General features: G+C 52.1%; 22 protein-coding genes. 8 read left to right on the top strand and 14 right to left on the bottom strand.

The window, feature by feature from the left end; genetic code table 11:
• Positions 1 to 416: 416 nt before the first annotated feature.
• The 3 genes from PCI15_RS11605 to PCI15_RS11595 all read right to left on the bottom strand — a co-directional run bounded on the left by PCI15_RS11605 (position 417) and on the right by PCI15_RS11595 (position 3,209).
• The gene (locus PCI15_RS11605) at positions 417 to 1,997 is read right to left on the bottom strand and encodes a BCCT family transporter (RefSeq protein ID WP_271274501.1); all 1,581 of its coding nucleotides are present in this window, start codon (positions 1,995 to 1,997) and stop codon (positions 417 to 419) included.
• Positions 1,998 to 2,232: 235 nt separating this feature from the next.
• Positions 2,233 to 2,739, bottom strand: coding sequence for a M48 metallopeptidase family protein (locus PCI15_RS11600; protein WP_271274500.1), 507 nt, complete (start codon positions 2,737 to 2,739; stop codon positions 2,233 to 2,235).
• Positions 2,739 to 3,209 (bottom strand): DUF1499 domain-containing protein, encoded by a 471-nt coding sequence (locus PCI15_RS11595; protein WP_271274499.1) that lies wholly within the window; start codon positions 3,207 to 3,209, stop codon positions 2,739 to 2,741. The genes PCI15_RS11600 and PCI15_RS11595 overlap by 1 nt, the downstream gene beginning before the upstream one ends.
• A gap of 352 nt (positions 3,210 to 3,561) precedes the next feature.
• Here PCI15_RS11595 and PCI15_RS11590 point away from each other — a divergent pair, with 352 nt between their 5' ends.
• Positions 3,562 to 4,182 carry an SOS response-associated peptidase gene (locus PCI15_RS11590; RefSeq protein WP_271274498.1) on the top strand — a complete coding sequence of 207 codons (621 nt, stop codon included), beginning with the start codon at positions 3,562 to 3,564 and terminating at the stop codon, positions 4,180 to 4,182.
• 20 nt (positions 4,183 to 4,202) lie between these two features.
• On the opposite strand, the gene PCI15_RS11585 is transcribed toward PCI15_RS11590, so the two are convergent.
• The 3 genes from PCI15_RS11585 to ppsA form a co-directional block, all read right to left on the bottom strand.
• A complete protein-coding gene (locus tag PCI15_RS11585; protein ID WP_271274497.1) occupies positions 4,203 to 5,462 on the bottom strand; it encodes a Y-family DNA polymerase in 1,260 nt (419 codons plus the stop codon).
• The gene (locus tag PCI15_RS11580) at positions 5,462 to 5,866 is read right to left on the bottom strand and encodes a S24 family peptidase (RefSeq protein ID WP_271274496.1); all 405 of its coding nucleotides are present in this window, start codon (positions 5,864 to 5,866) and stop codon (positions 5,462 to 5,464) included. Before PCI15_RS11580 ends, PCI15_RS11585 begins: the two co-directional genes overlap by 1 nt.
• Positions 5,867 to 6,102: 236 nt before the next feature.
• Positions 6,103 to 8,502: a phosphoenolpyruvate synthase gene (gene ppsA, locus PCI15_RS11575; RefSeq protein WP_376787835.1), complete on the bottom strand. Its 2,400-nt coding sequence runs from the start codon at positions 8,500 to 8,502 to the stop codon at positions 6,103 to 6,105.
• A 509-nt stretch (positions 8,503 to 9,011) separates the two neighbouring features.
• Between ppsA and ppsR the strand changes: the two genes are divergently transcribed.
• On the top strand, positions 9,012 to 9,830 hold the full coding sequence (gene ppsR, locus PCI15_RS11570) for a posphoenolpyruvate synthetase regulatory kinase/phosphorylase PpsR (protein ID WP_271274494.1): 819 nt from the start codon (positions 9,012 to 9,014) through the stop codon (positions 9,828 to 9,830).
• A gap of 25 nt (positions 9,831 to 9,855) precedes the next feature.
• Here ppsR and PCI15_RS11565 read toward each other — a convergent pair whose 3' ends face one another.
• The gene (locus PCI15_RS11565; RefSeq protein WP_271274493.1) at positions 9,856 to 11,253 is read right to left on the bottom strand and encodes an MFS transporter; all 1,398 of its coding nucleotides are present in this window, start codon (positions 11,251 to 11,253) and stop codon (positions 9,856 to 9,858) included.
• A 228-nt stretch (positions 11,254 to 11,481) separates the two neighbouring features.
• Complete coding sequence (locus PCI15_RS11560; protein WP_271274492.1) at positions 11,482 to 11,949, bottom strand: DM13 domain-containing protein; 468 nt, start codon at positions 11,947 to 11,949, stop codon at positions 11,482 to 11,484.
• A 404-nt stretch (positions 11,950 to 12,353) separates the two neighbouring features.
• On the opposite strand from PCI15_RS11560, the gene PCI15_RS11555 reads away from it, so the two are divergent.
• Positions 12,354 to 13,457, top strand: a complete 1,104-nt coding sequence (locus tag PCI15_RS11555; RefSeq protein WP_271274491.1) for a phosphoribosylaminoimidazolesuccinocarboxamide synthase — start codon at positions 12,354 to 12,356, stop codon at positions 13,455 to 13,457.
• An 86-nt stretch (positions 13,458 to 13,543) separates the two neighbouring features.
• Here PCI15_RS11555 and PCI15_RS11550 read toward each other — a convergent pair whose 3' ends face one another.
• The 3 genes from PCI15_RS11550 to ylqF form a co-directional block, all read right to left on the bottom strand.
• Positions 13,544 to 13,789, bottom strand: coding sequence for a CDGSH iron-sulfur domain-containing protein (locus PCI15_RS11550; protein WP_271274490.1), 246 nt, complete (start codon positions 13,787 to 13,789; stop codon positions 13,544 to 13,546).
• A gap of 152 nt (positions 13,790 to 13,941) precedes the next feature.
• Positions 13,942 to 14,190, bottom strand: coding sequence for a hypothetical protein (locus PCI15_RS11545; protein ID WP_271274489.1), 249 nt, complete (start codon positions 14,188 to 14,190; stop codon positions 13,942 to 13,944).
• 26 nt (positions 14,191 to 14,216) lie between these two features.
• On the bottom strand, positions 14,217 to 15,158 hold the full coding sequence (ylqF, locus tag PCI15_RS11540) for a ribosome biogenesis GTPase YlqF (RefSeq protein WP_271274488.1): 942 nt from the start codon (positions 15,156 to 15,158) through the stop codon (positions 14,217 to 14,219).
• Between the two features lie 197 nt (positions 15,159 to 15,355).
• Between ylqF and PCI15_RS11535 the strand changes: the two genes are divergently transcribed.
• Together PCI15_RS11535 and PCI15_RS11530 are read left to right on the top strand one after the other, a co-directional pair.
• A complete protein-coding gene (locus PCI15_RS11535) occupies positions 15,356 to 16,576 on the top strand; it encodes an EAL and HDOD domain-containing protein (RefSeq protein WP_271274487.1) in 1,221 nt (406 codons plus the stop codon).
• A 171-nt stretch (positions 16,577 to 16,747) separates the two neighbouring features.
• On the top strand, positions 16,748 to 17,338 hold the full coding sequence (locus tag PCI15_RS11530; RefSeq protein ID WP_271274486.1) for a DUF2889 domain-containing protein: 591 nt from the start codon (positions 16,748 to 16,750) through the stop codon (positions 17,336 to 17,338).
• Positions 17,339 to 17,403: 65 nt separating this feature from the next.
• Here PCI15_RS11530 and PCI15_RS11525 read toward each other — a convergent pair whose 3' ends face one another.
• Positions 17,404 to 17,850, bottom strand: a complete 447-nt coding sequence (locus PCI15_RS11525) for an HPP family protein (protein ID WP_271274485.1) — start codon at positions 17,848 to 17,850, stop codon at positions 17,404 to 17,406.
• A 130-nt stretch (positions 17,851 to 17,980) separates the two neighbouring features.
• Between PCI15_RS11525 and PCI15_RS11520 the strand changes: the two genes are divergently transcribed.
• Complete coding sequence (locus PCI15_RS11520; RefSeq protein ID WP_271274484.1) at positions 17,981 to 18,556, top strand: TetR/AcrR family transcriptional regulator; 576 nt, start codon at positions 17,981 to 17,983, stop codon at positions 18,554 to 18,556.
• Positions 18,557 to 18,617: 61 nt separating this feature from the next.
• Here the strand turns inward: PCI15_RS11520 and PCI15_RS11515 are convergent, their stop codons facing one another.
• Together PCI15_RS11515 and PCI15_RS11510 are read right to left on the bottom strand one after the other, a co-directional pair.
• A complete protein-coding gene (locus tag PCI15_RS11515; protein WP_271274483.1) occupies positions 18,618 to 20,324 on the bottom strand; it encodes a methyl-accepting chemotaxis protein in 1,707 nt (568 codons plus the stop codon).
• A 270-nt stretch (positions 20,325 to 20,594) separates the two neighbouring features.
• Entirely contained in the window at positions 20,595 to 21,503 is a 909-nt protein-coding gene (locus PCI15_RS11510) for a LysR family transcriptional regulator (RefSeq protein WP_271274482.1), read from the bottom strand.
• 139 nt (positions 21,504 to 21,642) lie between these two features.
• Here PCI15_RS11510 and PCI15_RS11505 point away from each other — a divergent pair, with 139 nt between their 5' ends.
• Together PCI15_RS11505 and PCI15_RS11500 are read left to right on the top strand one after the other, a co-directional pair.
• Positions 21,643 to 23,607 (top strand): acetoacetate--CoA ligase, encoded by a 1,965-nt coding sequence (locus tag PCI15_RS11505; RefSeq protein ID WP_271274481.1) that lies wholly within the window; start codon positions 21,643 to 21,645, stop codon positions 23,605 to 23,607.
• Between the two features lie 339 nt (positions 23,608 to 23,946).
• The gene (locus tag PCI15_RS11500; protein ID WP_271274480.1) at positions 23,947 to 24,849 is read left to right on the top strand and encodes a methylenetetrahydrofolate reductase; all 903 of its coding nucleotides are present in this window, start codon (positions 23,947 to 23,949) and stop codon (positions 24,847 to 24,849) included.
• Positions 24,850 to 25,035: the final 186 nt, after the last annotated feature.

Raw genomic sequence — 25,035 nt, 5'->3', positions numbered from 1 at the left:
CTTGCTTCAGTAAAACTCACTCAAACCATTAGATTTTAACGAAGATTAAAACCAATAACGGCACCTGAACACTCTGATGAGTATCCAGTAAAGCGTGTCTTGCAGGTAAATTTTTCGGACGGGAAGCGCCGGGGGAACTGGTCAGAAATGAACCGTTTCTATGGGGCGCAAAGGTAAAGGTTTCTTGCTGAACCCGCAATCTTTACGGCTTTAAAAACATGCTTAAATGCGTCACATAAATACCTCTATGTGAAGTTTTAACATGATTGTCATATCAGGCCGGAAAAAGCACCGAAAATGCCTTTACCGATAAGACCTTAGAGGGATATTCCGGGCAGCAAAAAGCCGGCTTGCGCCGGCTTTATTCTGATCATCCTATAACGGTTATAAACACCATTGGATCAGTCAGATCCCACTTAACGTGGTTCGTCTTTCAGACCTTTATACAGGCTTACGCACATGCACAGCAGTACGACCGTAAACGGCAGACCTACTGTTACTGCACCGGCCTGCAGAGCAGTCAGTGCTTCAGAGCCGCCACCGTACAGCAGTACACCGGCGATAACGCCCTGCAGTACCGCCCAGAACAGACGCTGTGGTGCCGGTGCATCAACTTTACCGCCAGCAGTAATCGAGTCGATTACCAGTGAGCCGGAGTCAGAAGATGTGATGAAGAACACCAGAACCAGAACGATCGCCAGTAAGGACGTGATTTCTACCAGAGGCAGGTTATCAAGCATCTGGAACATCGCCAGTGACACGTCGCCAACACCGTTAGCCAGTTCACCCACACCGTTCTGAACCTGATCAAGTGCGCTGCCGCCAAAGGCTGCCATCCACACTGCAGATACCAGAGTCGGAACCAGCAGTACTGCGATCATGAATTCACGTACAGTACGGCCCTTCGAGATACGCGCAATGAACATACCGACGAAAGGAGACCAGGAAATCCACCAAGCCCAGTAGAACACAGTCCAGCCGTGGAACCAGGTATCGTCTTCACGGCCAACCCAGTTGCTCAGCGGCACAATGTTTTCTGCATAGCTGCCCAGGATTCCGAAGAAGTTAGACAGGAAAGCAGTCACAGAACCGGCGAAAATAACAAACATCAGCAGCGCAAACGCGATGATCATGTTGATGTTACTCAGCAGTTTCACACCACCGTCCAGGCCACGAACAACCGAGAAGATAGCAATCGCACTTACCGCAACAATGATACCGATCTGGGTTGAGATGTTGTTTTCGATACCGAACAGGAAGTTCAGACCACCGGCCGCCTGGCTTGCGCCAAGGCCCAGAGAGGTTGCCAGACCAAAGATAGTCGCCAGTACAGCAACGATATCGATGACGTGACCAATCGGACCCCATACGCGGTCACCCAGCAGTGGGTAGAACGCAGAACGGATCGTCAGTGGCAGACCTTTGTTATAGGTAAAGAAACACAGAGCCAGCGCAACAACGCCATAAATCGCCCATGGGTGCATGCCCCAGTGGAACATGGTCGCGCCCATCGCCGCAGAAGCGCCTTCAGGGGTGTTTGGCGCCGCATTCAGAGGCGTGCCGTACCAGTTGGTGTAATACGCAACAGGCTCAGCAACACTCCAGAACATCAGACCGATGCCCATGCCGGCAGCAAATAACATGCACAACCAGGAAATGGTGCTGAAATCAGTTTTTGCTGATTTACCACCAAGCCTTACCTTACCGACCGGCAGGAAAATCAAAGCTAAACAGAACAAGACGAAAACGTTACCACCGATCATGAATAACCAGTCGAACGTCTGAATTGACCAGGTACGTGCGCCAACCAGCATTTCTTTTGCATCAGCCGGGAAAATCAGGGCAAACACAATGAAAAGCAGGATAGCAACAGCACTGATCGCAAACACCGGATTATGGACATCCATACCCATCATCTGGACGTTACTTTGCCCTATCTGATACTCGGAATCATATTCCGTACCAGAGCCTTGCGAGCTTTTAGAGTTATCGTACATAAACGACTCCAATTTGTTGTTATTATTGGCAATTTTGAACGACAGACCTAACCGAAGCGCCAGGCCGCAAAAATGCCCGCACCATACTAGGCAGTTACGTGATTCAGATGATTGCAGTTAACGACATGTATATGACGGGAAATGACCGTTTTCGACAAAGCGGTTGATCTGCGACAAGCTTTTGCCTGTTAAGGACTTCAGGGTCGCTGGGGGACAAAATTATTTGCGCAGGACGTCACCAGTTAACATGGCCCTGATGGTCAAGCAGGGTCAGATACAGGCGTAAATCAAGCTCTAACTGGTGGTAATCCGGCTCCATGTGACAGCAAAGCTTATAGAACGCCTTGTTATGATCCTTCTCCCGCAGATGCGCCAGTTCATGTACCACAATCATCTTCAGGAAAGGCTCAGGCGCATCACGGAACAGGCTTGCGACACGGATTTCACGCTTGGATTTAAGCTTATTGCCCTGTACCCGGGCGATCTGGGTATGCAGGCCCAGCGCGTTATGAATGACATCAATTTTGTCGTCGTAAATGACCTTGCTCAGCGCCGGAGACTGACGCAGACAGGTCTGCTTGATATCCATGGCATACCCGTACAGCGCTTTGGCCTGTCGGATCTCATGCCCCGGCCGGTAACGCTTACTCAGATATTCATCCAGCTTATTCTGTTGCAACAGCGATTCCGCCTGCTCCTGAAGGTGGACCGGATAACCGTTCAGAAATCGTCTTGCTGACATTACCATCCCGCCTCTGTCAGATGTGCCCGGAAGGCATCATAACGCTTACGGTTCACGGAGAAGTCACTTTTACCCACCCGGGAAGCAGAGCGGATATGTAACAGCCCTTCTGACTCATCAATCCGTAATTCAAAGTCATCGACGAAACGGAAAATCAGGCTGGTAAAGCGGGTTGCGAGATAATGGCCCTGCCACTCCGGATTACCGGCTCCCATCCGGTCCAGCGTGTTAATAATATCAAGCTGCAACTCAGAGAGTGGTTTATCCGGTAACGGCACAGGATCAACTTTCGCATCCGCCCTTGTTTCAGGGCTGTAACTTTCACTGTTTATACAGTTTGGTGTATCAGGGCATTCCGCCAACTGACCGTTGTGAAGACCCGGCGCACTGCCCTTATGTGACCACCAGCCCTTAACGAACATAGTTATCAGCAATGCGGCCACCAGAAAAATCACAGATTTAAGTAACATAGACATATCCGCCGTAAAATTCGCAGGCCATTATGTTTACTGGCACCTGACAATACAAGAATAGCGGGGAATTCTTCTGTAACCCAGATAAAGCCCCTCCCTGCTGATCACAGGGCAGCACTGCAGGCTTTGAATATTTTTACTACAAAAGATAACGGTATAAATATACTTGTACAGCGGCGCTTCTGCTGGCCCGTGCTCAGGTTTAAATGCATGCCGCTAACAGCGGTTGCATCTCTTACCGGCACCCTCCAGCCGCTTATTCATCCCCGCTATTCATCTCTTCTTTCCTGACGAATCAATCGCCGCCACGTTATACTGTGGCAATCAGCATTCAGCCCGGAACCAAGTTATGTGCGGCCGATTTACCGTCAAAGGCAAGAAGCTTACGAAACAGGTCAGTGAAGAACTGGACTGTGATTTTGAAGCAGACACCAATGAAGACCTGTGTCCGACACAACAGGTCGAAACCCTGATTTCATCGGAAGGGAAGTTACAGCAGCTTTCAGCTACCTGGGGGATTCATCCGCAGTGGTCCAACAAATTACTGATCAATGCCAAAGCGGAGACGGTGACCGGGAAGAGTACATTCCGGCAGGCGTTCACCCACCGGCGTTGTGTGGTGCCCTGTTCCGGGTGGTTTGAGTGGCGCAATGAAGGCGGCAGCCGAAAACAGAAGTATTTCTTCCGCCAGAAAGATGAATCTGCATTGTATATGGCAGGCTTCTGGTACCCGGGTGCTGATGAGCACTTACCTCAGCTGATGACTATGACCATAGCCCCCACCGCCACCTGTGCTGAATATCATCACCGGATGCCCTTGCTGATTCAGCCTGAACACATCCACTACTGGCTGAATGCCAAGGCTGACGAGCTGCAGCCCCTGCTAATCTCACCTGATGAAACAATCATCATATCGCCCGCTGATCCTGAGCCACCATCGCCATCAGCCGCACAACAGTCATTGTTCTGAACGCATCCTCTTTTTTCACCTCAGCACTGAATCCGCGGTATATCGCTTAACCGGGTGGTGTATTGCGGTGACAGAAACTCCCGTCGCATGGCGAACTTCTGCTGAATGCCCTGCCCCGCCAGGTAAGCGGTGTTACGGCCGTAACGGGCATTGATGGCGTCCAGGCATTGCATCAGCCCGGGATTGTCTGCAGAGGGGGTAAAGAGGTCTTGCTGGAAGGCGGCTTTCTCACTCAGGTCAATAAGGCCGACGCCGCAGCGGTAGAACGGTACGCCGGGACGATAGATAGCTTGCACCGCTTGCCGGCAGGCATTGGCGATAACAGTGGTGTCCTGTGTCGGTACCGCAAAGCGGTGGGTAATGTATTTCCGATAATAGCCCTGGGCATCGTGCGGAGAACTGGTCGCAAAGATCACCGCCACGCCGGCGAGGCTCTGCTGCCGGCGCAGTTTAGCAGCAGCGATACTGGCGTGTTGCACCAGCGCCTGACCCAGCACATCCGGCGTACGGATTCGCTGACCGAAGCTACGGGTACTGTAGATCTCTTTCTTTGAGGCCCGTACATCGTCCCAACTGAGTTTCACCACGCCCTGCAACTCGTATACGGTGCTCTCAACCAGCACCGAAAAGTGTTTGCGTATCCAGCCAGGATTGGCGTTCGCCAATTGCCAGGGGGAATCTATATTCAGCGCCTGCAGGCGTTTGGCCAGCCGGCTGCCAATGCCCCAGACATCGGTTAACGCCATATTCTGCAGAATGTGCCGTCGAGCAGTTTCGTTGTCGATAACGGCCACACCACGGTAGCCTTCTATCCGTTTTGCAGCATGATTCGCGGCCTTCGCCAGTGTGGGGGTCGGGCCGATGCCCACGCCGATCGGCAAGCGTACTTCCGTCCACACGGCCCGGCGAATCGCCCGGCCGTGCTCAAACCAGCCTTCCGGTGGCACCCAGCCTTCATAGAAATGAAAGATCTCATCAATGGAATACACGTGGCAGCGGGGCGCAAAGCGGGAGCAGGTATCCATCATCCGCTGGCTAATGTCCGCATAGAGTTCATAATTGCTGGAGCGGATCACCGCCCCGGCCCGTTCCAGATCTTCCCGGACCTGAAAATACGGGATGAACTTCTTCCCCACCCCTAACCGTTTAGCAATGTGGCAGGCCGCACAGATGCAGCCGTCGTTGTTGGTCAGCACCACCACGGGCTTATTGCGGATACTCGGGTCGAAGATCTTTTCACAGCTGGCATACATGCTGTTGGCATCACAAAGCGCGTACATCAGATACTCTTTACCAGCGGCCGGTGTAAGCGGATGGAGCGGATCACCACCCCTTCGATCTGGAAGTCATCTCCTTCGCGGATGTGATACGGTGCCCGGTCCGGCGCCGCCGACAGCAGCATGGCCCGGCGCTTATCGATCTTCTTACAGACAAATACGCCATTGAGATTGGCGACCACCACGTCCTGGTCTTTGACTTTCTCGAACCGGGAAATCACCAACAGGTCACCGGAGAAGATGCCTTCCCCCACCATCGACTCCCCCTCGGCATACCCCAGGTAGGTAGCAGAGGGGTGATCAATTAACAGCTCATCCAGATTCAGGGCCGATTGTGTGTATTCAGCAGCCGGCGACTCAAAACCGCTGATGCCGGCCTGTGCCGGTATAGGAATAAAACGAAGCATAGAAAAAACCTTATACTGTATATAAATACAGTATAAGTAAGAAAACGTGCTTCAGCTACTGAAACACACTCATGATGGGTAATAACTGATTCCCATATCATTGACCCGGGTTTTCAGAACAGCTGGATTCGCTCCGGGGCAGACAGGCCTTGGCAGGAGCAGCTACAGCAATGACAACACAGAAACAAAAACGCCCGTTACAGAAACGGGCGTTGTTATCGATTGACTCAGACTGTCTACTCTTCTGAGGTATCGCCATTAGCCAGGAAGAACCAGGTATCCAGCACGGTATCCGGATTAAGGGATACCGAGTCGATACCTTCTTCCATCAGCCAGCGGGCCAGGTCCGGGTGATCTGACGGTCCCTGACCGCAGATGCCCACATACTTGTTGTGCTTCTTACAGGCGCGTATCGCCATGGCCAGTAACTGGCGCACCGCTTCGTTACGTTCATCGAACAGATGGGCAATGACGCCGGAATCCCGGTCCAGCCCCAGTGTCAGTTGGGTCAGATCATTGGAGCCAATAGAGAAACCATCGAAGTATTCCAGAAATTCCTCGGCCAGCAAGGCATTGGCCGGCAGTTCACACATCATAATGATGCGCAGGCCATTCTCCCCGCGGCGCAAACCGTTTTCAGCCAGCAGGTCGATAACCTGCTTGGCTTCACCCAGCGTCCGGACAAACGGAATCATAATTTCGATGTTGCTGAGCTTCATTTTTTCACGCACATACTTCATCGCACGGCATTCAAGCTCGAAACAGTCACGGAAACTTTCAGCGATATAGCGGCTGGCACCCCGGAAGCCGAGCATCGGGTTTTCTTCTCTGGCTTCGTAAGCATCGCCGCCAATCAGATGGCTGTATTCATTCGATTTGAAGTCCGACATCCGGATAATGACTTTCTTCGGATAGAAGGCCGCCGCCAGGCTTGAAATCCCTTCAACCAGTTTGGATACGTAAAAGTCGATCGGGTCTTTGTAACCCGCAGTACGGCGGTCAATAACCTGCTGCAACCCTTCACTTAACTGGTCGTAATTCAGCAGTGCTTTGGGGTGAATACCGATCATCCGGTTAATAATGAACTCCAGCCGTGCCAGGCCCACACCGGCATTCGGTAACGCCTGAAAATCAAACGCCCGGTCCGGGTTGCCCACGTTCATCATAATATCGAACGGCAGAGACGGCATTGAATCCACCCGGTTGGTCTGGTGTTCGAAGTCCAGCTTACCCGAATAGGCCTTACCGGTATCACCTTCCGCACAGGAGGCGGTTACCAGCTGACCTTCTTTAAGTACTTCAGTGGCATTGCCGCAACCAACAATTGCCGGGATCCCCAGTTCACGGGCAATGATTGCCGCATGACAGGTACGGCCACCCCGGTTGGTAATAATGGCGGAAGCACGTTTCATCACCGGCTCCCAGTCCGGATCGGTCATATCGGTGACCAGCACATCACCGGGCTGAACCCGATCCATCTCAGTGATATCTTCAACCAGCCGCACCGGGCCACTGCCGATCCGGTGGCCGATTGAACGGCCTTCTACCAGCACTTCACCGGTTTCTTTCAGCAGATAGCGCTCAATAACCGCATCCTGGGCACGGCTCTTAACCGTTTCAGGGCGGGCCTGTACAACGTACAGTAAACCGTCTGCACCGTCTTTGGCCCACTCGATATCCATCGCGCAGCCGTAATGCTGTTCAATTGTGACGGCAAGTTTTGCCAGTTCCTGAATGTCATCATCGCTGAGGGAGAAACGCATCCGCTCGGCCTGATCAACCGGAACCGTTTTAACACTGCTCTCGCCTTCGCCTGCCGCTTCGTTATACACCATTTTGATGGCTTTGGTGCCAAGGTTGCGGCGCAGCACGGCAGGCACATCCTGACGCAGGGTTGGCTTATAGACGTAATATTCATCCGGGTTGACCGCGCCCTGCACCACGGTTTCACCTAAACCGTAAGCAGAAGTAATAAATACCACATGCTGGAAACCGGATTCAGTATCCAGAGAGAACATCACACCACTGGTGGCGATATCACTGCGCACCATGCGCTGAATACCGGCAGACAGGGATACCAGGTCATGTTCGAACCCCTGATGTACCCGGTAGGCGATTGCCCGGTCGTTATACAGTGATGCAAATACAGATTTGATGGACTGAACAACGGCTTCATAACCACGGATGTTCAGAAAGGTTTCCTGCTGGCCGGCAAAAGAGGCATCCGGCAAATCTTCTGCCGTTGCGGATGAACGGACAGCAACACTGATATCCTGCCCGTCACACAGTGCTTCGTAAGCGGCTTTGATGGCGCTTTCCAGCTCAGGCTGCAGGGGTTCGGCTTCGATCCAGCCGCGTATCTCTGCGCCAACTCTGGCCAGTTCACGGACATCTTCAACATCAAGGGCAGCCAGTGCCGCAGAAATTTTGTCCCCCAGCTGGTGATAGCTGAGAAATTCATTAAAGGCTTCAGCAGTTGTGGCAAATCCGCCGGGTACCCTGATACCGGCATCGCTCAGCTGACTTATCATCTCCCCCAGGGAGGCATTCTTCCCACCAACTTTATCGACATCCTTCATGCCCACCTGGGCTAACGAGATCACGTAGTTGTGCAAAGTCTTTCTCCTTATTGTCATTTGTTCCGGGGTATGAACACGGTGTGCTGATAATCCAGGCGGTCGGGTAAACCGCGTGCGGAAAAACACCCGCTGGCCCGGCCATAATACTGTAATTGGCGGCAGATTATGAGAGGTATCAGCCCCTGTTTTGGCGGAAGTATTGCCCCACCGCAGGGTCTGCACAGAAACTGATCAATATTAAGATTGCGAAACGCGGCGGCGTACAGCCTCTGAGGCATACTTTTTATCGGTACAGGCCTCCGTTAGTAAAGAAGAGATGTACCGGTAAACCGGGCCCTGCAGGGACAAATATCTATTCAGACACGGGCTGTTTTATGCCTCTGCAAGCCGTCCGGAACTGAACGTATGCCGTGATAACCCTTTATCAGGAATGAGTAGCCACCTGATTAACATAAAGGTGACGTACGACTTTTGGCGGATATATCAGCGGCGGCGGATACACAGGTATTGCTTTGCAATTATCTGTAAAGTGGCAATAATGCCGTTTTACTCAAAGACATAAGCCCATGAAACGTACAGCATTCTTTATTTCCGACGGGACCGGCATCACCGCCGAAGCATTGGGCAACAGCCTGCTGGCTCAGTTTGAAGGCATTAACTTCGACAAGATTACCCTGCCGTACATCGATAGCATCGATAAGGCTCACGATGCCGTAAAACGCATAAACGAAGCCAGCGAACGTGACGGCCAGCAGGCCATCGTTTTCGATACGGTAGTTGATGAAACCATCCGCAAGGAAATAAGCAGCAGCGTTTCCTACAAGATCGATGTCTTTTCAGCTTTTCTCAAGCCTCTTGAGCTGGAACTGGGTTGCCACTCTTCATACAGCGTCGGCACTTCACACGGTATTCACGAGATGGACCGCTATAAAGACCGGATCGAATCCGTGAACTTTGCGCTGGATAATGATGACGGTGCCCGGACCCGACAATACGACCAGGCAGATATCATTCTGATCGGTGTTTCCCGTTGCGGTAAGACCCCGTCCTGTCTGTATATGGCGCTGCAATTCGGCATCCGGGCGGCAAACTACCCCCTGACGGAAGAAGATCTGGGTGAGGAAGATCTGCCGGAAATTCTCCGCCCTTACCGGGATAAACTGTATGGGCTGACGATTGACCCGTTCCAACTGGCGGCTATTCGCCATGAGCGTCGGGCCAACAGCCGCTATGCATCACTGGATCAGTGTGAATTTGAAGTCCGCTCTGTTGAAAAAATGCTGCGCAGGGAAAAGCTGCCGAGCATTAACACCACCAGTTTCTCCATTGAAGAAATTGCCACTAAAATCATGGCGCATATGGATCTGGACCGGCGGATCGACTGATCAAACTGCCGCCACAGAAACAGCGTCAGCGCATCCGGCCGCGGGTCAGAGAGAAATACCCGCCGGCCAGTGCGTAAGCCCCGCCCAGTAACACTGCGATTTTCACCACCACCAGCAGTTGCGGATAGTCTTCCGGCTGTAATACCTTTTCACCGAAATAGTGGTTAAAGATCACCACCATAATAGTGGTGCTAAACATATTCCCTGCCGTACGGGCCAGATTCAGAAGCGCGGAAGCAATGCCCAGACGTGCCGGATCAACCGATCCCATGGCGGCATTGTTGTTCGGTGATGAAAACAGTCCGAAGCCGATGCCCAGCAAACACAGGCCCAGCTTGATCTGCCACAGCGGGGAATGCATTCCGGCAAAAAACAGCACCACAAAGCCGAGCACAAACATGCCGCAACCCACAGTGGCAATGACCCGCGCCTCATAGCGATCCGATAACCGTCCTGCCACCGGCGCAATACAGGCCATCAGCAATGCCTGAATCAGGATAATGCTGCCGGCTTCACCCGGCGACAGCCCCTGAATGTATTGCAGATACAGACTGAGAATAAACAGCACCGGAAAGCTGGCCCCGTACATACAGATGCTGGCCAGAATGGAGCGGGTAAATATACGGTTCTGGCGCATGGCATCAATCCGTACCAGCGGCGCTGTTGCCTGACGCTGATGACGTACAAAACACCCGCAAAGCAAGATTCCGGCAATGAGTACGCCCATAAAGCGGGGGTCAGGTAAACCGGAAATCCCGAAGAACAGGCAACTGGTGCACAGCATGAAAATAAGGCTGCCAGTCAGATCCAGCCGCTGGCTGAATGTCAGCGAGCGGTCCTGTTCAGTACGGGGGGTGACAGGCACAAACCGCAGCACCAGAGCCAGTGCCAGAATAATCCCGGGAACCGGTAACCAGAAAACACTGCGCCAGCCTAACAACTCGGTTAACCAGCCGCCTGCGACAGGGCCGAGCGACAGCCCCAGATATACTGACGTGGAAACAATGCCAAGAAACATGCCCCGGCGGGCATTCCCTGCCAGACTGGCCACCATGGCCATGGCAGTCGCAAAAATACAGGAACTTCCCAGCCCCTGGAGTACCCGTAACACAAGCAGCCATTCAACCTGATCAACCCAGGCAACAACCGCCGATGATAATGCGTAAAGCGCAAGCCCATAAAGGTGAATGCGGCGACGGCCATACAGATCTGCTAACCGGGCAATCGGCAGCATCAGCACAACAGATCCCCACAGCGGCGCACTGGGCACCCAGCTCAGATACACCGCATCGATATGCAAGTCATCCGCAATGCTGGGTAATGCCAGGTTTACGGCAGCCATTGCCATCGGCACCAGAAAAGCCGCCAGACATATACTGAACAGCGCTAACCAGGGTGGCTGGGGAGTATCAGCCTGTTGCATGGAAATACCTTTTAATCAGCGAGCAGAAAGCTGCATACGTGGCCTGAACGGCAGACTGATGCAGATATCCATTTCTTGTCAGAGATCAGCCCCGTGACTGTCGGAAAAAAACAGCAAGGGCGCAGGAAAGAATTCAGGTGATTATATCACTGTAACGGCCAAAAATAGTCACCGGGCCGGTGTTTAATCCCCCGGCTTTTACTGAACTGGCTTTTGACAAACAGGGGGTTAGCGAAACTGACTGGCAGAAATATATTTCTGAAATGTTTCGCACCACACCAGTACCGTGTTGTACTGCGTAAAATCGATCTGCTGATCGAACGCAACCAGAAAATTGTTAAAGGTATTCACCTCACCCAGCTGCAATGCACTGGATTTTACCGCCAGAAATTCCTGATCAGAATTTACATACTGAGGCACAAGATAGACACGGTAGTCGGGGCCGGGAGCCAGTTCACCAATGAAGGCCACCTGATGACGGCTGATACCGACACGCCCTTCTCCCCAGTGAAGGAAGTCACTGCCAGGAATATCCGGCTCAAAAGTAGCTGTATATTCCGCTTCAGCGATGATTTCAGACAGCTGAGCACTGTCCGGCGATGCCGGTGCGATCATGATAGGTAATGCATAAATACCCGCAGCAAAGCCTGTTGCCAGGGTGGCTAAAAACGCCGCCAGTAAAAGTAATTTCTTCATTATGATTTATCCGTAACTGTCCGTCGCTGCTCAGGAAAGCGTTCTTCTTATTAAATCGGCTTATCAAAATTGAAACACATGTTACATGTCTGTCACAGAGGAATAAACCGCCCTGTCATAAAGGCTGAATTTTCTGACTTTTCAGTCAGCTAGCATACTCCCAGGTCAAGCCGCACAGACGTCACAGCCGAACCTCAGAATAATTCTCTATCCGGCTGAATTTTAAGTGATTTTTCACACACAACAAGGGATACCAGAAGTCTCTTTGCAGGAAAACAAATGCCAGCTTCGCTGACATCTGGTAAGATCCGCGTTTTTGTATTTTCGGGGCCTTGTTCCGGCGTCACAGCGGCGCGATAAAATACAGATACACACTCTGAAATAGCAATACAGGACACTGACACATGAGTCTTGCCGATAAAGTTTTGGCGGTAAATGATGATTTGCCTATTCGCACAGGCAGCCCGGTTCACAGCGGTAAAGTACGTTCCGTTTACTGGCTGACAGACGCCGACAGCCGCCGCCTGATCGCTGAACGGGGTTATGACGTCGCCAGCGATGCACCGCTGGCTATTATGGTGATCAGTGACCGTATTTCAGCGTTTGACTGCATCTGGCACGGTGAAGGTGGGATGCGCGGCGTACCGGGCAAAGGTGCGGCGCTGAATGCAATCTCTAACCACTGGTTCCGCCTGTTCCGTGAAAACGGTCTGGCAGACAGCCACATTCTTGATATCCCTCACCCACTGGTATGGATTGTACAGAAAGCCAGACCTGTCATGATTGAAGCCATCTGCCGCCAATACATCACCGGGTCTATGTGGCGCGCATACGCGAAAGGCGGACGTGAATTCTGCGGCATTCAGCTGAATGACGGCCTGCAAAAAGACCAGAAACTGGAAGAACTGCTCATTACTCCTTCCACCAAAGGCATTCTTAAAGGCATTCCGGGTGTACCGGAAGCCGACGATGTGAACATCACCCGTGATGACATCCGCAACAATTTTGCAGCATTTAACTTCACCGGCCCTGAAGATATCGATGCCTACGAGAAGCTTCTGAAAGAAGGTTTTAACCTGATCAGCGGTGCACTGGAATCACTTGATCAGGTCTTTGTCGATACTAAGTTTGAGTTCGGTTACGTCACTGATGCCAGCGGCCGTGAAAAACTGATTTACATGGATGAAGTGGGTACGCCTGACTCATCACGTATCTGGGATGGTCCGGCTTACCGTAATGGTGAAGTGCTCGAGAACTCCAAGGAAGGTTTCCGCCAGTTACTGCTGAATCACTTCCCTGATCCTGACATCCTGCTCAACAAAGAACGGATGGATGAGCGCCAGGCGCTGGCCCGTGATAACGCCCTGCCAGCCGATGTACTGAACGCTGTATCTGACACTTATGTGGGTATTGCCGAAAAAATCACCGGCGAAACGCTGCATATCTCGGATAACCCAAAAGCCGAGATTATTGCCATTCTGAAAGATGAGTACGGCCTGATAGACTGAGCCTGATCAGCTGTTATAACCGGCGTTGACCCCCTTCGCCGGCTCCTTTCTGTCTGTTTTACTTCAGGACCTGATGCCTGAATGCTTCAGTGGTTTTTATGACTGCCGTCACACATGGGCGCATGCTGGGACTGTTTACAGGTACACAGCCAGACGGTTTCTGACTTACGGGCAACAAATACCACCGGGTCCAGACCGGTGCCCTGATGGGATCCGTCACACAGCGGCTGGGTAGATGAGCGCCCGCAGGCGCACCAGCAATAGGTCTCACCTTCAACCAGATCCAGTTTCATGGGGGCGTCGCCGGCACGGCGTACTTCAGCATGAGACATAATAATCTCCCTTGGGGTTACTGCATGCAATAACCGTAGAAGAGCCTGCGCAATCGCGCAAATTCTCAGAAAGGGAAAACAAAGCTCAGAATACCGGTCAGAACCGGATAAAAAGCGTCCGCCAGAACAGCGGACGGCCTGGCAGTACCGCGTCAGTCGTCTTTTTTCAGCTGGCGGATTTTATCAGCAAGGCGGGTTTTGCGCTGGTCTGAACCGCCCTCGCCATTGCCCTGATCATCCTGATGCTTATCATAAACGGACTTCACCTTTTTCTTCTTATCAAGGTTTTTACGCTTACGGCTTTCATAGCTGTCCGGGTCTGCCAGCTTTTCACTGCGGCGCGGCGCGTCTAACCAGATGACCGGCTGCCCACCGGTACGTTTCTTTTTAACTCGTGACATAATGTTACCTTTACTGCCCGGCGCAATCAGCGGCGGGACCTTTTATCTGTTTGCTGTTCAGCGGCCAGGCGCTCTTCTTCAAGACGTTCCTGTTCAAGCCGTTCAGCCTCAAGCCGCTGGGCTTCCCATTTAGCGAGCCACTCATCGACAGTTTCAAAGCTGATGTTACCGAGCAGCCCGGAACGTAATTCATTCAGCAGGATCTCGGAAGCCTTGTGCAGGTCAACCACCCCGCCGGGTCTAAGCCCTGCCCGCTTGCGGCCAATGCTTTCAAGCACCTCTTCAGCGGTCTCCGGAAGTTCTTTCAGCTTATAACGCTGACACAGAAGCTCCGGATAATCGCTGCGCAGAAAACCTGCCGCATAGATGGCGATATCTTCATATTCGATCGCGGTATCTTTTATCGCACCACTGGCTGCCAGACGGTAACCGGAATCCCGGTCCTCGATCTTGGGCCAGAGAATTCCCGGGGTATCAGACAGCGCCATACCGTTTTTAAGGGTAAAACGTTTCTGCCCCTTGGTGACCGCTGGCTCATTTCCGACCTTGGCAATACGCTTACCCAGTAAAGCATTGATCATGGTGGATTTACCCACGTTAGGGATCCCCATAATCATTGCCCGAACCGGGCGGCCGGCATTGGCACGGGCCGGTACCTGCTGTTTGCACAGTTCAGGAATCCTGCTGATCAGTTTCTTCTGCTGATAATCGATCAGCATTGCGGTGGTATCCGGCAGGCTGTTGAAGTACTCAAGCCATTGCTGGCTGCGCTCCGGGTCTGCCAGATCACACTTATTTAAAAGTTTGATCACCGGCGTGCCTTTACGGAGTGAAGAAACCATCGGGTTCTCGCTGGACACAGGCAAGCGTGCATCCAGTACTTCTATAACAACATCTATGTCCTTCATCACTTCGGCGATTTCTTTCCTCGCCTTGTGCATGTGACCCGGGAACCAGTTAATACTCATAATCGATAATCGTAAAAAAATGCGGGCTGCAATTATACAGACAGCTTAGCCCTAAGTAACGGAAATAACGTGAATAACAAGAAAAACTGAATAATTATTAAGTCCACATCATGAGTAGTACCAATACTGACTTGCTGGACAAGTGAATATAACCTAGGACTTAGTATATCGGGGATATTTTTAAGGAACATTCATATATGACCACCACCGCTGCGCACTCGCAGGTATTGATGGCCAGACAACCAATTTTTGACTGCCAGCAACGGGTTGTTGCGTATGAGCTGCTTTACCGTAATGAAGCAGATACAGAACACGCATTATTTAACGACTCCAGCGCCACCTGTGATGTGATTCTCAATGTTTACACCAGCATTGCGGATAATGGCAGCAAGAAAAGTGTTCCTGCCTTCATTAACATGACCCGGGATCTTCTCGTATCGGAAGACTTTCCCGAGTTGCCCCGCAAGCAGATTGTAATTGAAGTGCTTGAAGACATTGCCGCTGACGACGAAGTCATTGCGGCTGTTACCCGTCTGGCCGAGAAAGGCTACCGCATCGCGCTGGATGATTTTGTCTACAGCCCGGAATTTGATCCCCTCTTGAAACTCGCGCATATCGTGAAGGTCGACGTGCTGGGGATGTCGCCGGACGACATTGCCCGGCAGGTGAAACTGCTGCGGCCGTTTAACGTTACCCTGCTGGCTGAAAAAATCGAAACCGTGGAAGTACTGGAACACTGCCACGCCCTTGGTTTCAAACTGTTTCAGGGCCATTTTCTCAGTAAACCCAAGCTGATCAAAGGCCGTAAACTGGAAGCCAATCACGCTAACCTGCTGGTGCTGGTCAGCGAGTTGCAAAACAAGCGCACCACCCCGGAACGTCTTGAAGAACTGATCATTCAGGACCCGGTACTGACTTACAAGCTATTGCGTATTGTTAACTCAGCGGCCTATTCACTGATTCGACGGGTGGAATCACTCTCAGAAGCCATTGTACTGCTGGGGATGGACCAGATCCGCAGCTGGGCAACCATGATTGCGCTGGCCAACCGTACCAGCAAGCCTGAGGAAATCTGCCGCTCATTACTGTTACGGGGCAAAATGTGTGAAGCCATTGCCCGCTCCCAGGGCTGCCATAACGACAGCAGCTATTTCATGACCGGTGTCCTGTCACAGCTGCATGTCATGCTGGACATCGATCAGAAAACCATGCTCGAACAGGTTCCTCTGGGGGAAGACATTGAATCCGCCATTAAAGACCATGCAGGATCAATGGGCGATATTCTTAAACACGTCACCCATTACGAAGCCGGGGACTGGGATCTCCTGCCGAATGACATCGATATTGATGCCTATGAAGAGTCTTACCGCGCCGCACTCGACTGGAGCAAAGACGCGATGTTATCTATGTCAACTTAACGCTGTCTGATCATTGCGCAGCAATTCTCGCCGTTAATGTAACTGAAGCGCAGCTAAAGACGCTTTAGTTACACCTCCCCCCTGACACTGTATTTACAAACCTGCCCCGTAGGTTTAACTTGTTGCAATGCAGCAAGAGCACACAACAATAACCTATAAGATATACAGCCTATGCCATTACCATCTCCGGCGCCCCGCGCCCTGCAGCATACCCGTACGGTTACCTGCCGCGGTTACAAACGTGACGACGGCTTATGGGATATCGAAGGCCATCTGACTGATATAAAAACCAGCGCCATCCCCCTGAAGGAGCGCAATGATGGTTGGGTACCCGCCGGCGAACCCATTCATGATCTGAGCCTGCGTATCACCATTGATCTTGATATGAACATCCATGATGTCGCCAGCAGCATGGACCTGACACCTTATCGCCTGTGTCCTGACATTACCGTTCACTACAGAAAGCTCATTGGCTTACGCATTGCTTCAGGTTTCACCCGCCAGACCCGGGAACTCTTCGGCGGTATCAGCGGCTGTACGCACCTGCTCGAACTGCTCGGGCCGATAGCCACAACCGCATTCCAGGCAACCCATAAGGAACAGCTGGCCCGTCTCGAACATATGCCGCAAGCTAAACCCTTTATGCTGGATAACTGCCATGCCCTGAACACCCGCGGCGAAGTAGTAAAACAGCACTGGCCAGATTATTTTCAGGGGAAGCCTGTCCCTGCAAAGCCTATCCCTTCTAAAGAAATATCTTAGCCACTCAGCCACAAAAAAAGGGATCACAAGATCCCTTTTTTATTAGCCCTTATAAGTGCTGGCTGTTACTGTTTATGAACAAACTTATTGACCAGAAAGCCCATTGCAATAATGACCACTGCACCTGCTGCAACCGGCGTCAGCAGGAAGCCCCAGCTCTGCCCGGTCAGCATAATCAGTGTCGGGTTAGCCCCTGCAGGCGGATGGGTCGTTCCGGTTGCCAGCATCAGCGCAATGGCCACACCGGTTGCGGCACCCAGCGACCACGGCTCTACACCGACGAAGGTGACAAACACCACACCGACCAGCGCCGAAAGCACGTGGCCAAAAAAGACGTTTTTCGGTTGTGCCAGCGGGCTTTTCGGCAAACCGAATACCAGTACTGTGGACGCACCGAACGGCGCCATCAGCCATAAACCCTGACCGGTAAATGCCTCAAGATACGCCAGTACGGATATCGTGATGGCAGCCGCTATGCCGGCAACCAACGGAAAAAACTTTGAATCCAGCATGGATATTCCTCACCTGTTAACAGCTCAGGTAGACAAAGTTGTCTACCGTTTTTTGCATGGTAGACAAGTCTGTCTACCTCTGTCAATATGCAGGTTGAAATGTGTCGCAAACAGCGCTGTCTGAGTTACCATGACCGAAAAACAACAGCTTATTATCCGAACTGCCCTGAAACTCTTTTACCGCCAGGGAATCCATGCGGTTGGCATCAATGAAATTATTCAGCAGTCCGGTGTCGCCAAGAAAACGCTGTACAGCTATTTTTCAGGCAAAGAGGCCCTGATTATTGCCGCGTTGCATTACCGTGATGAGATTTTTATGGGCTGGCTGGGTAATATTATGGCGTCGGCAGAACCCGGCCAGCCAGCCCTGATCGCTATGTTCCACGGGCTGGATGACTGGTTTAACGACCGTGCTGACGCCCTGGGCAACTTCCGGGGCTGTTTCTTTATCAATGCCAGTGGCGAGTATACCGATCCCCAAACGCCAGTGCATCAGGCCTGTAAAGCGCACAAGGCCCACGTCCACGCACTGGTTATGCAACACACACAGCGAGTTTCTGCGAACGCGGCCGCCGCTGAGCAACTGGCCGACACGCTTTGCCTGCTGAAAGAAGGCGCCATTACCACCGCCATGGTTCAGGAAGATCCCCGGGCCGCCAGCAAGCTGCTACCGCTGGTTGAAACCCTGACCCGGCCCACAGAATAAAAAAAAGGCCTTCATCCGAAGGCCTTTTGCTCCTCACCTGTCATTTATCAGGCGACGCGAATTAAGCAACCTTAAACTGCCCCACCAGTGTTTTCAGCTCCATGGATAAAGCCCGCATACTGTCACTGCTGATGGCGGTATTCCGTGATCCCGCTGAGGTTTCGTCCACCTGACTCAGGATTGCGGTAATACTGGTACTGATCTCATCCATTACTGCTCCCTGCTGCTCACTGGCGGTTGCGATCTGGTTATTCATATCGTTAATGGCCGAAATAGCCTGGGTAATGCTCTGCAGTGACTCACCGGCCTCAGCAGCCTGAGTCACACAACTCTGGGCCTGATCCTGGCTACGCTGCATCACATTTACCGCTGTCAGTGCACTGTTTTGCAACCGTTCGATCATTCCCTGAATTTCCTGGGTGGAATCCTGGGTACGCTGAGCAAGATTACGCACCTCATCAGCGACAACGGCAAAGCCGCGGCCCTGCTCACCGGCACGAGCCGCCTCAATGGCAGCGTTCAGCGCCAGCAGGTTGGTCTGATCCGCAATGTCGCGGATTACATCCAGTATCGAACTGATAGTATTGCTGTCTGACTCCAGCTGACCAATCGCACCGGATGCCTGATGAATTTCTTCCGTCAGCACATTTATTTCCTGGATAGCATTTCCCAGCACCTGCATGCCCTGGCTGGCTTCTGTATCAGACTGGCTGGTCGCCGCTGCTGCCGATGTGGCATGACGGGCCACTTCATGAACCGCGCTAACCATCTGATGGCTGGCGGAGGATACCTGATCGATCGACATTTTCTGCTGATTAATCGCGAAATCCGCTTTTTCAGCGGTTGATGCCAGCTGACTTGAAGATGCTGAGATATTCTCGACAGAGGCGCCGACTTTTTCCACCATGGCCATCACGTTAGCGGCAAAAAGGTTAAAGCTGTGGGCCAGATCGGTCAGCTCATCATTGCCTTTTTCTTCCAGACGGCGGCCCAGATCGCCTTCGCCTTCGGCAATTTCGTGCATCGCCGTGACCACCTCATTCAGCGGTGCCAGGACTAAACGTAACGTCATAAAGATCACCGCCACCAGCGCACCGGCCACTAACAGCTGAAAAGTAAATGCGGTATTCATCCAGAAGTTGGCACTGGCCTGTGCCGCGTACAGCTCGGCGGATGTACGCTGATCAATTTCATTGAAAAACAGATCCACCGGACGCATTATTTCTGTCACTTCATTATGGTAATTGGCATCAAACAGAATACGGATCGCAAAGGCTTCTGTGGATTCTTCCGCAACAGCCTTAAAAGGCCCTGCCACCACCTGTTGCTGGCGGACACTGTTCATGGCCTGTTCTTCTGTTTTGATCAGATCATTGGATAAGCTACCCGCCTCTGTCAGCAGGGCAAACTCAGCCTCAGTAAAATTCAGTTCCTTCATGATCTCTGTCTGGGGCTTAGTTACCCCGGGGTAAAGTGCCGGATGGGTCTCTGCAGGCCGGGGGATCTCCCCGCTGCGCCATTTTACGATGTCCCAATAGGCATTCTCATAGGCAGGATCGCCGGTGGCAACGTAGGTACGTGCCAGACGGGTCAGGTTTTTAGAACTGTGCAGGAACTCTTCAGCAATAAGGGTTGATAAATGACGTTTTTCACTGACAACAAGCTGATAATCATTTTTCGATACGGCAACCTTTTCGGCCACCAGTGCAGCCCCGATCAGCGCCATAGACAAACAAAAAACACTCACAAGCTTCGTTCTGATTTTCATAACTCATCCTGATTACTGTTACAAAAATTCAGGGAACTCCGTGACAAGCAGTACATTCACATGAACGAATTTTCCCCATCCTTAGGCTGATCCATGAAAACCTTGCCTTTCACCATTCCATCCTCTGAAACGGCTTAATTATTGAAAAGTAAGTGTTTTGATGCACCTGCACCACGTAAGTCTAGTAGTGCAAACTGACATTGCCATGTGGGATTACTTATTTTGAGTAAAACAGCCGTATGAGTGCTGACTGATGGTCTACGACCGGCCTCACAAACCTGCCGGAAAGCGACTCTCCTGCTTGCCGACGATTTCAAGAAACTGCCTGGCGGCACTGGATAAAGGATACCTGCGGCGGGTAATTATGCCCACCGGACGGGATATCTCCGGTGCTTTGAGCGGCTTACAGACCACTGACATCTCCTGCATCTGCTGAATACAGACCGACGGTACCGCGCTCACTCCCAGGCCCGCTGACACCATCCGGCCAACGGTCACCAACTGGTGGCTTTCAAGCTCAGGTACCAGTTGCATGCCGTGTTCTTCAAGGCTATCCGTCAGTAACTGGCGCATACTGGAAGGCTTCTGCAAGCTGATAAAATGATCCGCCAGCAGATCTTTCCAGCAGATGGTCTCAGCTGATGCCAGAGGATGGTTACGGTTGACGATGGCGACAAAGTTGTCCCTGAACAAAGGGGTGAAATTCAGGTCTTCCGCCTCGCCGGGATCAAAACTGAAGCCGATTTCAATACGCCCTTCGCGGATCAGATCAACCACACTTTCTGCAACCACATCCTGAACAGTGACTGCAATGTGCGGGAACTCACTGCGAAAAGGCTTTAGCAGCGCTGGCAGCAGGCTGCTGGCAAACGAGGGCATCGCCCCGATGACAATGCGGCCTCGTTTAAGGGCAAAACGCTGCTGCAGATCGTCAAGGGCGTTATCCCAGTCCAGCAACATCCGCTCTGCAACCGGGTAAAACTCCTCACCTTCCGGGGTCAGGGCCAGGGTACGGGTCGTCCTGGCAAGCAGTTCACCGCCTACCTCTTCCTCAAGATTCTTAATGGCTATACTCAGGGCAGGTTGCGACAGATGCACCCTTGCACAGGCCTCGGTAAAGCTTCGCGTATGGGCAACCGCCACAAAGGCCCTGAGCTGTTTAAGTGTGATATTGCGCATCTGTGTCTGTGCCTTCTGAACTGTAAAAATACATTTATAAATTTACTAAATAAATTATTCAAATAATTTTATTGGATTTATAAAGCGGTCTGGCCGACACTGCTAAAAAATTTTAACAAACCCTATTCGGAGTACCCCCATGAATCAGCCACTGTGGACCCCCACCGCGGAAGCAGTCGCGGCCTCAAACATCCGCGCATTCAGCCAGCAGTGTGAAAGCCGTTTTAATCTGCAACTCCCGGATTACGACAGCCTGTGGCAGTGGTCGGTTGAGTGCCCGGAAGATTTCTGGAACGCATTCTGGGATTTCGCTGACATTAAAAGTCAGCAACGCGGTGACCGGGTATTAATCAATGGCGACGAAATGCCGGGGGCACAGTTCTTTCCGGATGCCAGACTGAATTTCGCTGAAAACCTGCTGCAACGCCGGGATGACACTGATGCAATCGTCTTCCGGGCTGAAGACCGGGTTAACCGCCGCATCAGCTGGAATCAGCTGTATGATCAGGTGTCATTACTCAGCCAGGCGCTGCGCGATGCCGGCGTTCAGCCCGGCGACCGGGTGGCCGGATTTGTACCGAATATGCCGGAAACCATCATTGCCATGCTGGCGACGGCGTCGCTGGGGGCAATCTGGACCAGCTGTTCACCGGACTTCGGTGTCAACGGCGTGCTGGACCGGTTTGGCCAGTCCCGCCCCAAAGTACTCTTCTGCGCTGACGGTTACTTCTATAACGGTAAAGGCCACAGCAGCCTCAGCACTGTCGCTGAGATCCTGCAGGATCTGCCGGTTGTCGAACAGGTTGTTGTACTGCCCCTGCTGGATGCGGAGCCGGACGTCAGTGCGGTGAATAGCGTTCGCCCGACAGCAACACTGGCACAGTTTACGGCCAGCTACACCGCTGCTGAGATTGAATTCGCTTCCATGCCGTTTAATCATCCGCTGTTTATCATGTACTCCAGCGGCACCACCGGTAAACCAAAATGCATTACCCACAGCGCCGGCGGTATGCTGCTGAATCTGCGCAAAGAGCATTTGCTTAACTGTGATCAGCGTCCTGAAGACCGGGTGTTTTATTTCACAACCTGTGGCTGGATGATGTGGAACTGGCTGATCGGCGCACTGGGCACCGGCGCCACCGTCATGCTGTACGATGGTTCACCTTTTTATCCTAACGGTAACGTGCTTTACGATTATGCCGCGCAAGAGCGCTTCACCCTGTTCGGCACGTCCGCCAAATACATTGATGCCTGCCGCAAAGCCGGACTGAAACCGGCCGAAACCCATGATCTGTCAGATCTGCGTGCGATCTGTTCTACGGGCTCTCCGCTGGTCGATGAGGGATTCGATTATATTTATGAATCCGTTAAGCGGGATGTACAGCTGTCTTCTATCTCAGGCGGCACCGACATCTGCGGCTGTTTCATTCTGGGCAACCCGACAGGGCCGGTATGGCGCGGCGAAATTCAGGCCCGCGGCCTGGGCATGGCCATTGAAGTATTTGACGATGAGGGGCAACCGGTTCGCGGCGACCGCGGCGAGCTGGTCTGCACCAAACCTTTCCCGAACATGCCAGTCGGATTCTGGGGGGATGACAGCGGTGAGAAATACCAGTCAGCCTATTTTGATAAGTACGCCAACATCTGGACCCACGGTGATTTTATTGAGATCACCGCGCACAACGGCGTGGTTGTCTATGGCCGCTCTGATGCCACCCTTAATCCCGGCGGTGTACGTATCGGTACTGCTGAAATCTACCGGCAGGTGGAACTCTTTGATGAGATTCAGGAAGCTATAGTTATCGGTCAGGAATGGGATGCGGATACCCGGGTGGTACTCTTTGTACGGCTTTCAGAGGGTGTCACACTGAACGATGAACTGATGACGGCCATTAAACGCCGCATTCGCAGCGAATGTACCCCCCGCCATGTGCCGGCGAAAATCATCGCTGTAACCGACATTCCCCGCACCCGTTCCGGCAAGATCACCGAGCTGGCTGTCCGGGACGTGGTCCACGGCCGACCGGTTAAAAATAAAGAGGCGCTGGCCAACCCCGGGGCACTGGAGCTCTTTGCCGGCATTCCGGAGTTACAGCAAGACTGATCCTCCACCAAATAATCTGCCTAATTACGGCATCCGCACAGGATACTCTGAAAGCGCCTTTTATAAGGCGCTTTTTTTCTGCAACTGTTTGATTGCGCTATATCAAATTTCAGCAAAACTTTTGCCCTGAACGACATATCCATGCCGTATTTTGGCGCTTTTCTGACGTCTTCAGATAATTAATCCGCGCCATGAAAGAGGACACTAGCGGCTTATAAGAAACACAGTGAGCAAGTTGCCCGCTGCATAACAACTACATCAACCTATCGGTATCCGCCAAAGTGCGCCTGGCATACGCCCGCAACAGGTCCCCGATAACTGGTCAAGGTAATAACGATTATGTCCAATCCTGAAATCATTCAGAACTTTATCCAGGGCTTTACAGCGGAAACTACGCCGGCTGGCGCAGCTAAGATTCCTGATTTTCGCGAGCACTTACGCGAAGGTACCGTTGTTTACATCACCTTCCTGCCAGGTTCGGACTTTAATGATACGGTTGATGTTGCTGTTCGCTTACGTAAAGAAGGTTTCATCCCGGTTCCTCACTTTGCTGCCCGCAGCATCACTAACGAGCAGGTTCTGGAAGAAAACATCAAGCGCGTCGTGGGTGAAGCCGGTGTAGACTGGGTTCTGACCATTGCCGGTGCGGTAGACAAGCCACTGGGTGACTTCACTGACTCCACTCAGCTGTTACAGACAGGTTTGTTCCAGAAGCACGGCATTAACAAAATCGCTGTTGCAGGCCACCCTGAAGGCAGCCCTGACATGCCAGATTCTGCCATTCTGGACGCTATGCGCTGGAAGAATGCCTACGCGAAAGAAACCGGTACTGATATGTACATGGTGACTCAGTTCGCATTTGACGTTGACCCAATCATCAAGTGGGACAAGTTCCTGCAATCTGAAGGTAACGAACTGCCAATCCACATTGGCGTACCGGGTCTGGCGACACTTAAATCTCTGATGATGCACGCTAAGCACTGTGGCGTTGGCGCATCTATGAAGGTACTGACCAAGCAGGCGAAAAACCTGACCAAGCTGCTGGTTGTTAACGCACCTGACAAGCAACTGACTGACCTGGCGCACTACCACGCCACTGATCCTGACTGCGGTATCACCGGTATTCACATGTACCCGTTAGGCGGCCTGCGCCGTACTGCTGAATGGAGCTACGAAGTTGCTGACGGCCGTATCGTAATGAACAAAAAAGGTGGTTTCGACACCATCAACAAGATCAGCTAATCGCTGGTTATACCGATTGCCCATGTAAAAGGCCTCTTCTGAGGCCTTTTTTATACCTGTCTGTTTACTGCCCCCTGCCGCCTTCTTCAGCCTGACCGGAAACACTGCTTCACCCTGTTTTTTGCATTTTCCATCTGGTCAAACTTGACGTCATTTACCCAATGCGTTACCTATGTATTTGTTTTA

Source organism: Aliamphritea hakodatensis, from assembly GCF_024347195.1.
GTDB classification, from domain to species: Bacteria; Pseudomonadota; Gammaproteobacteria; order Pseudomonadales; family Balneatricaceae; genus Amphritea; species Amphritea hakodatensis.
The sequence above is the reverse complement of the archived record's forward strand: the minus strand, read 5'-3'. Positions and strand labels throughout refer to the sequence as shown.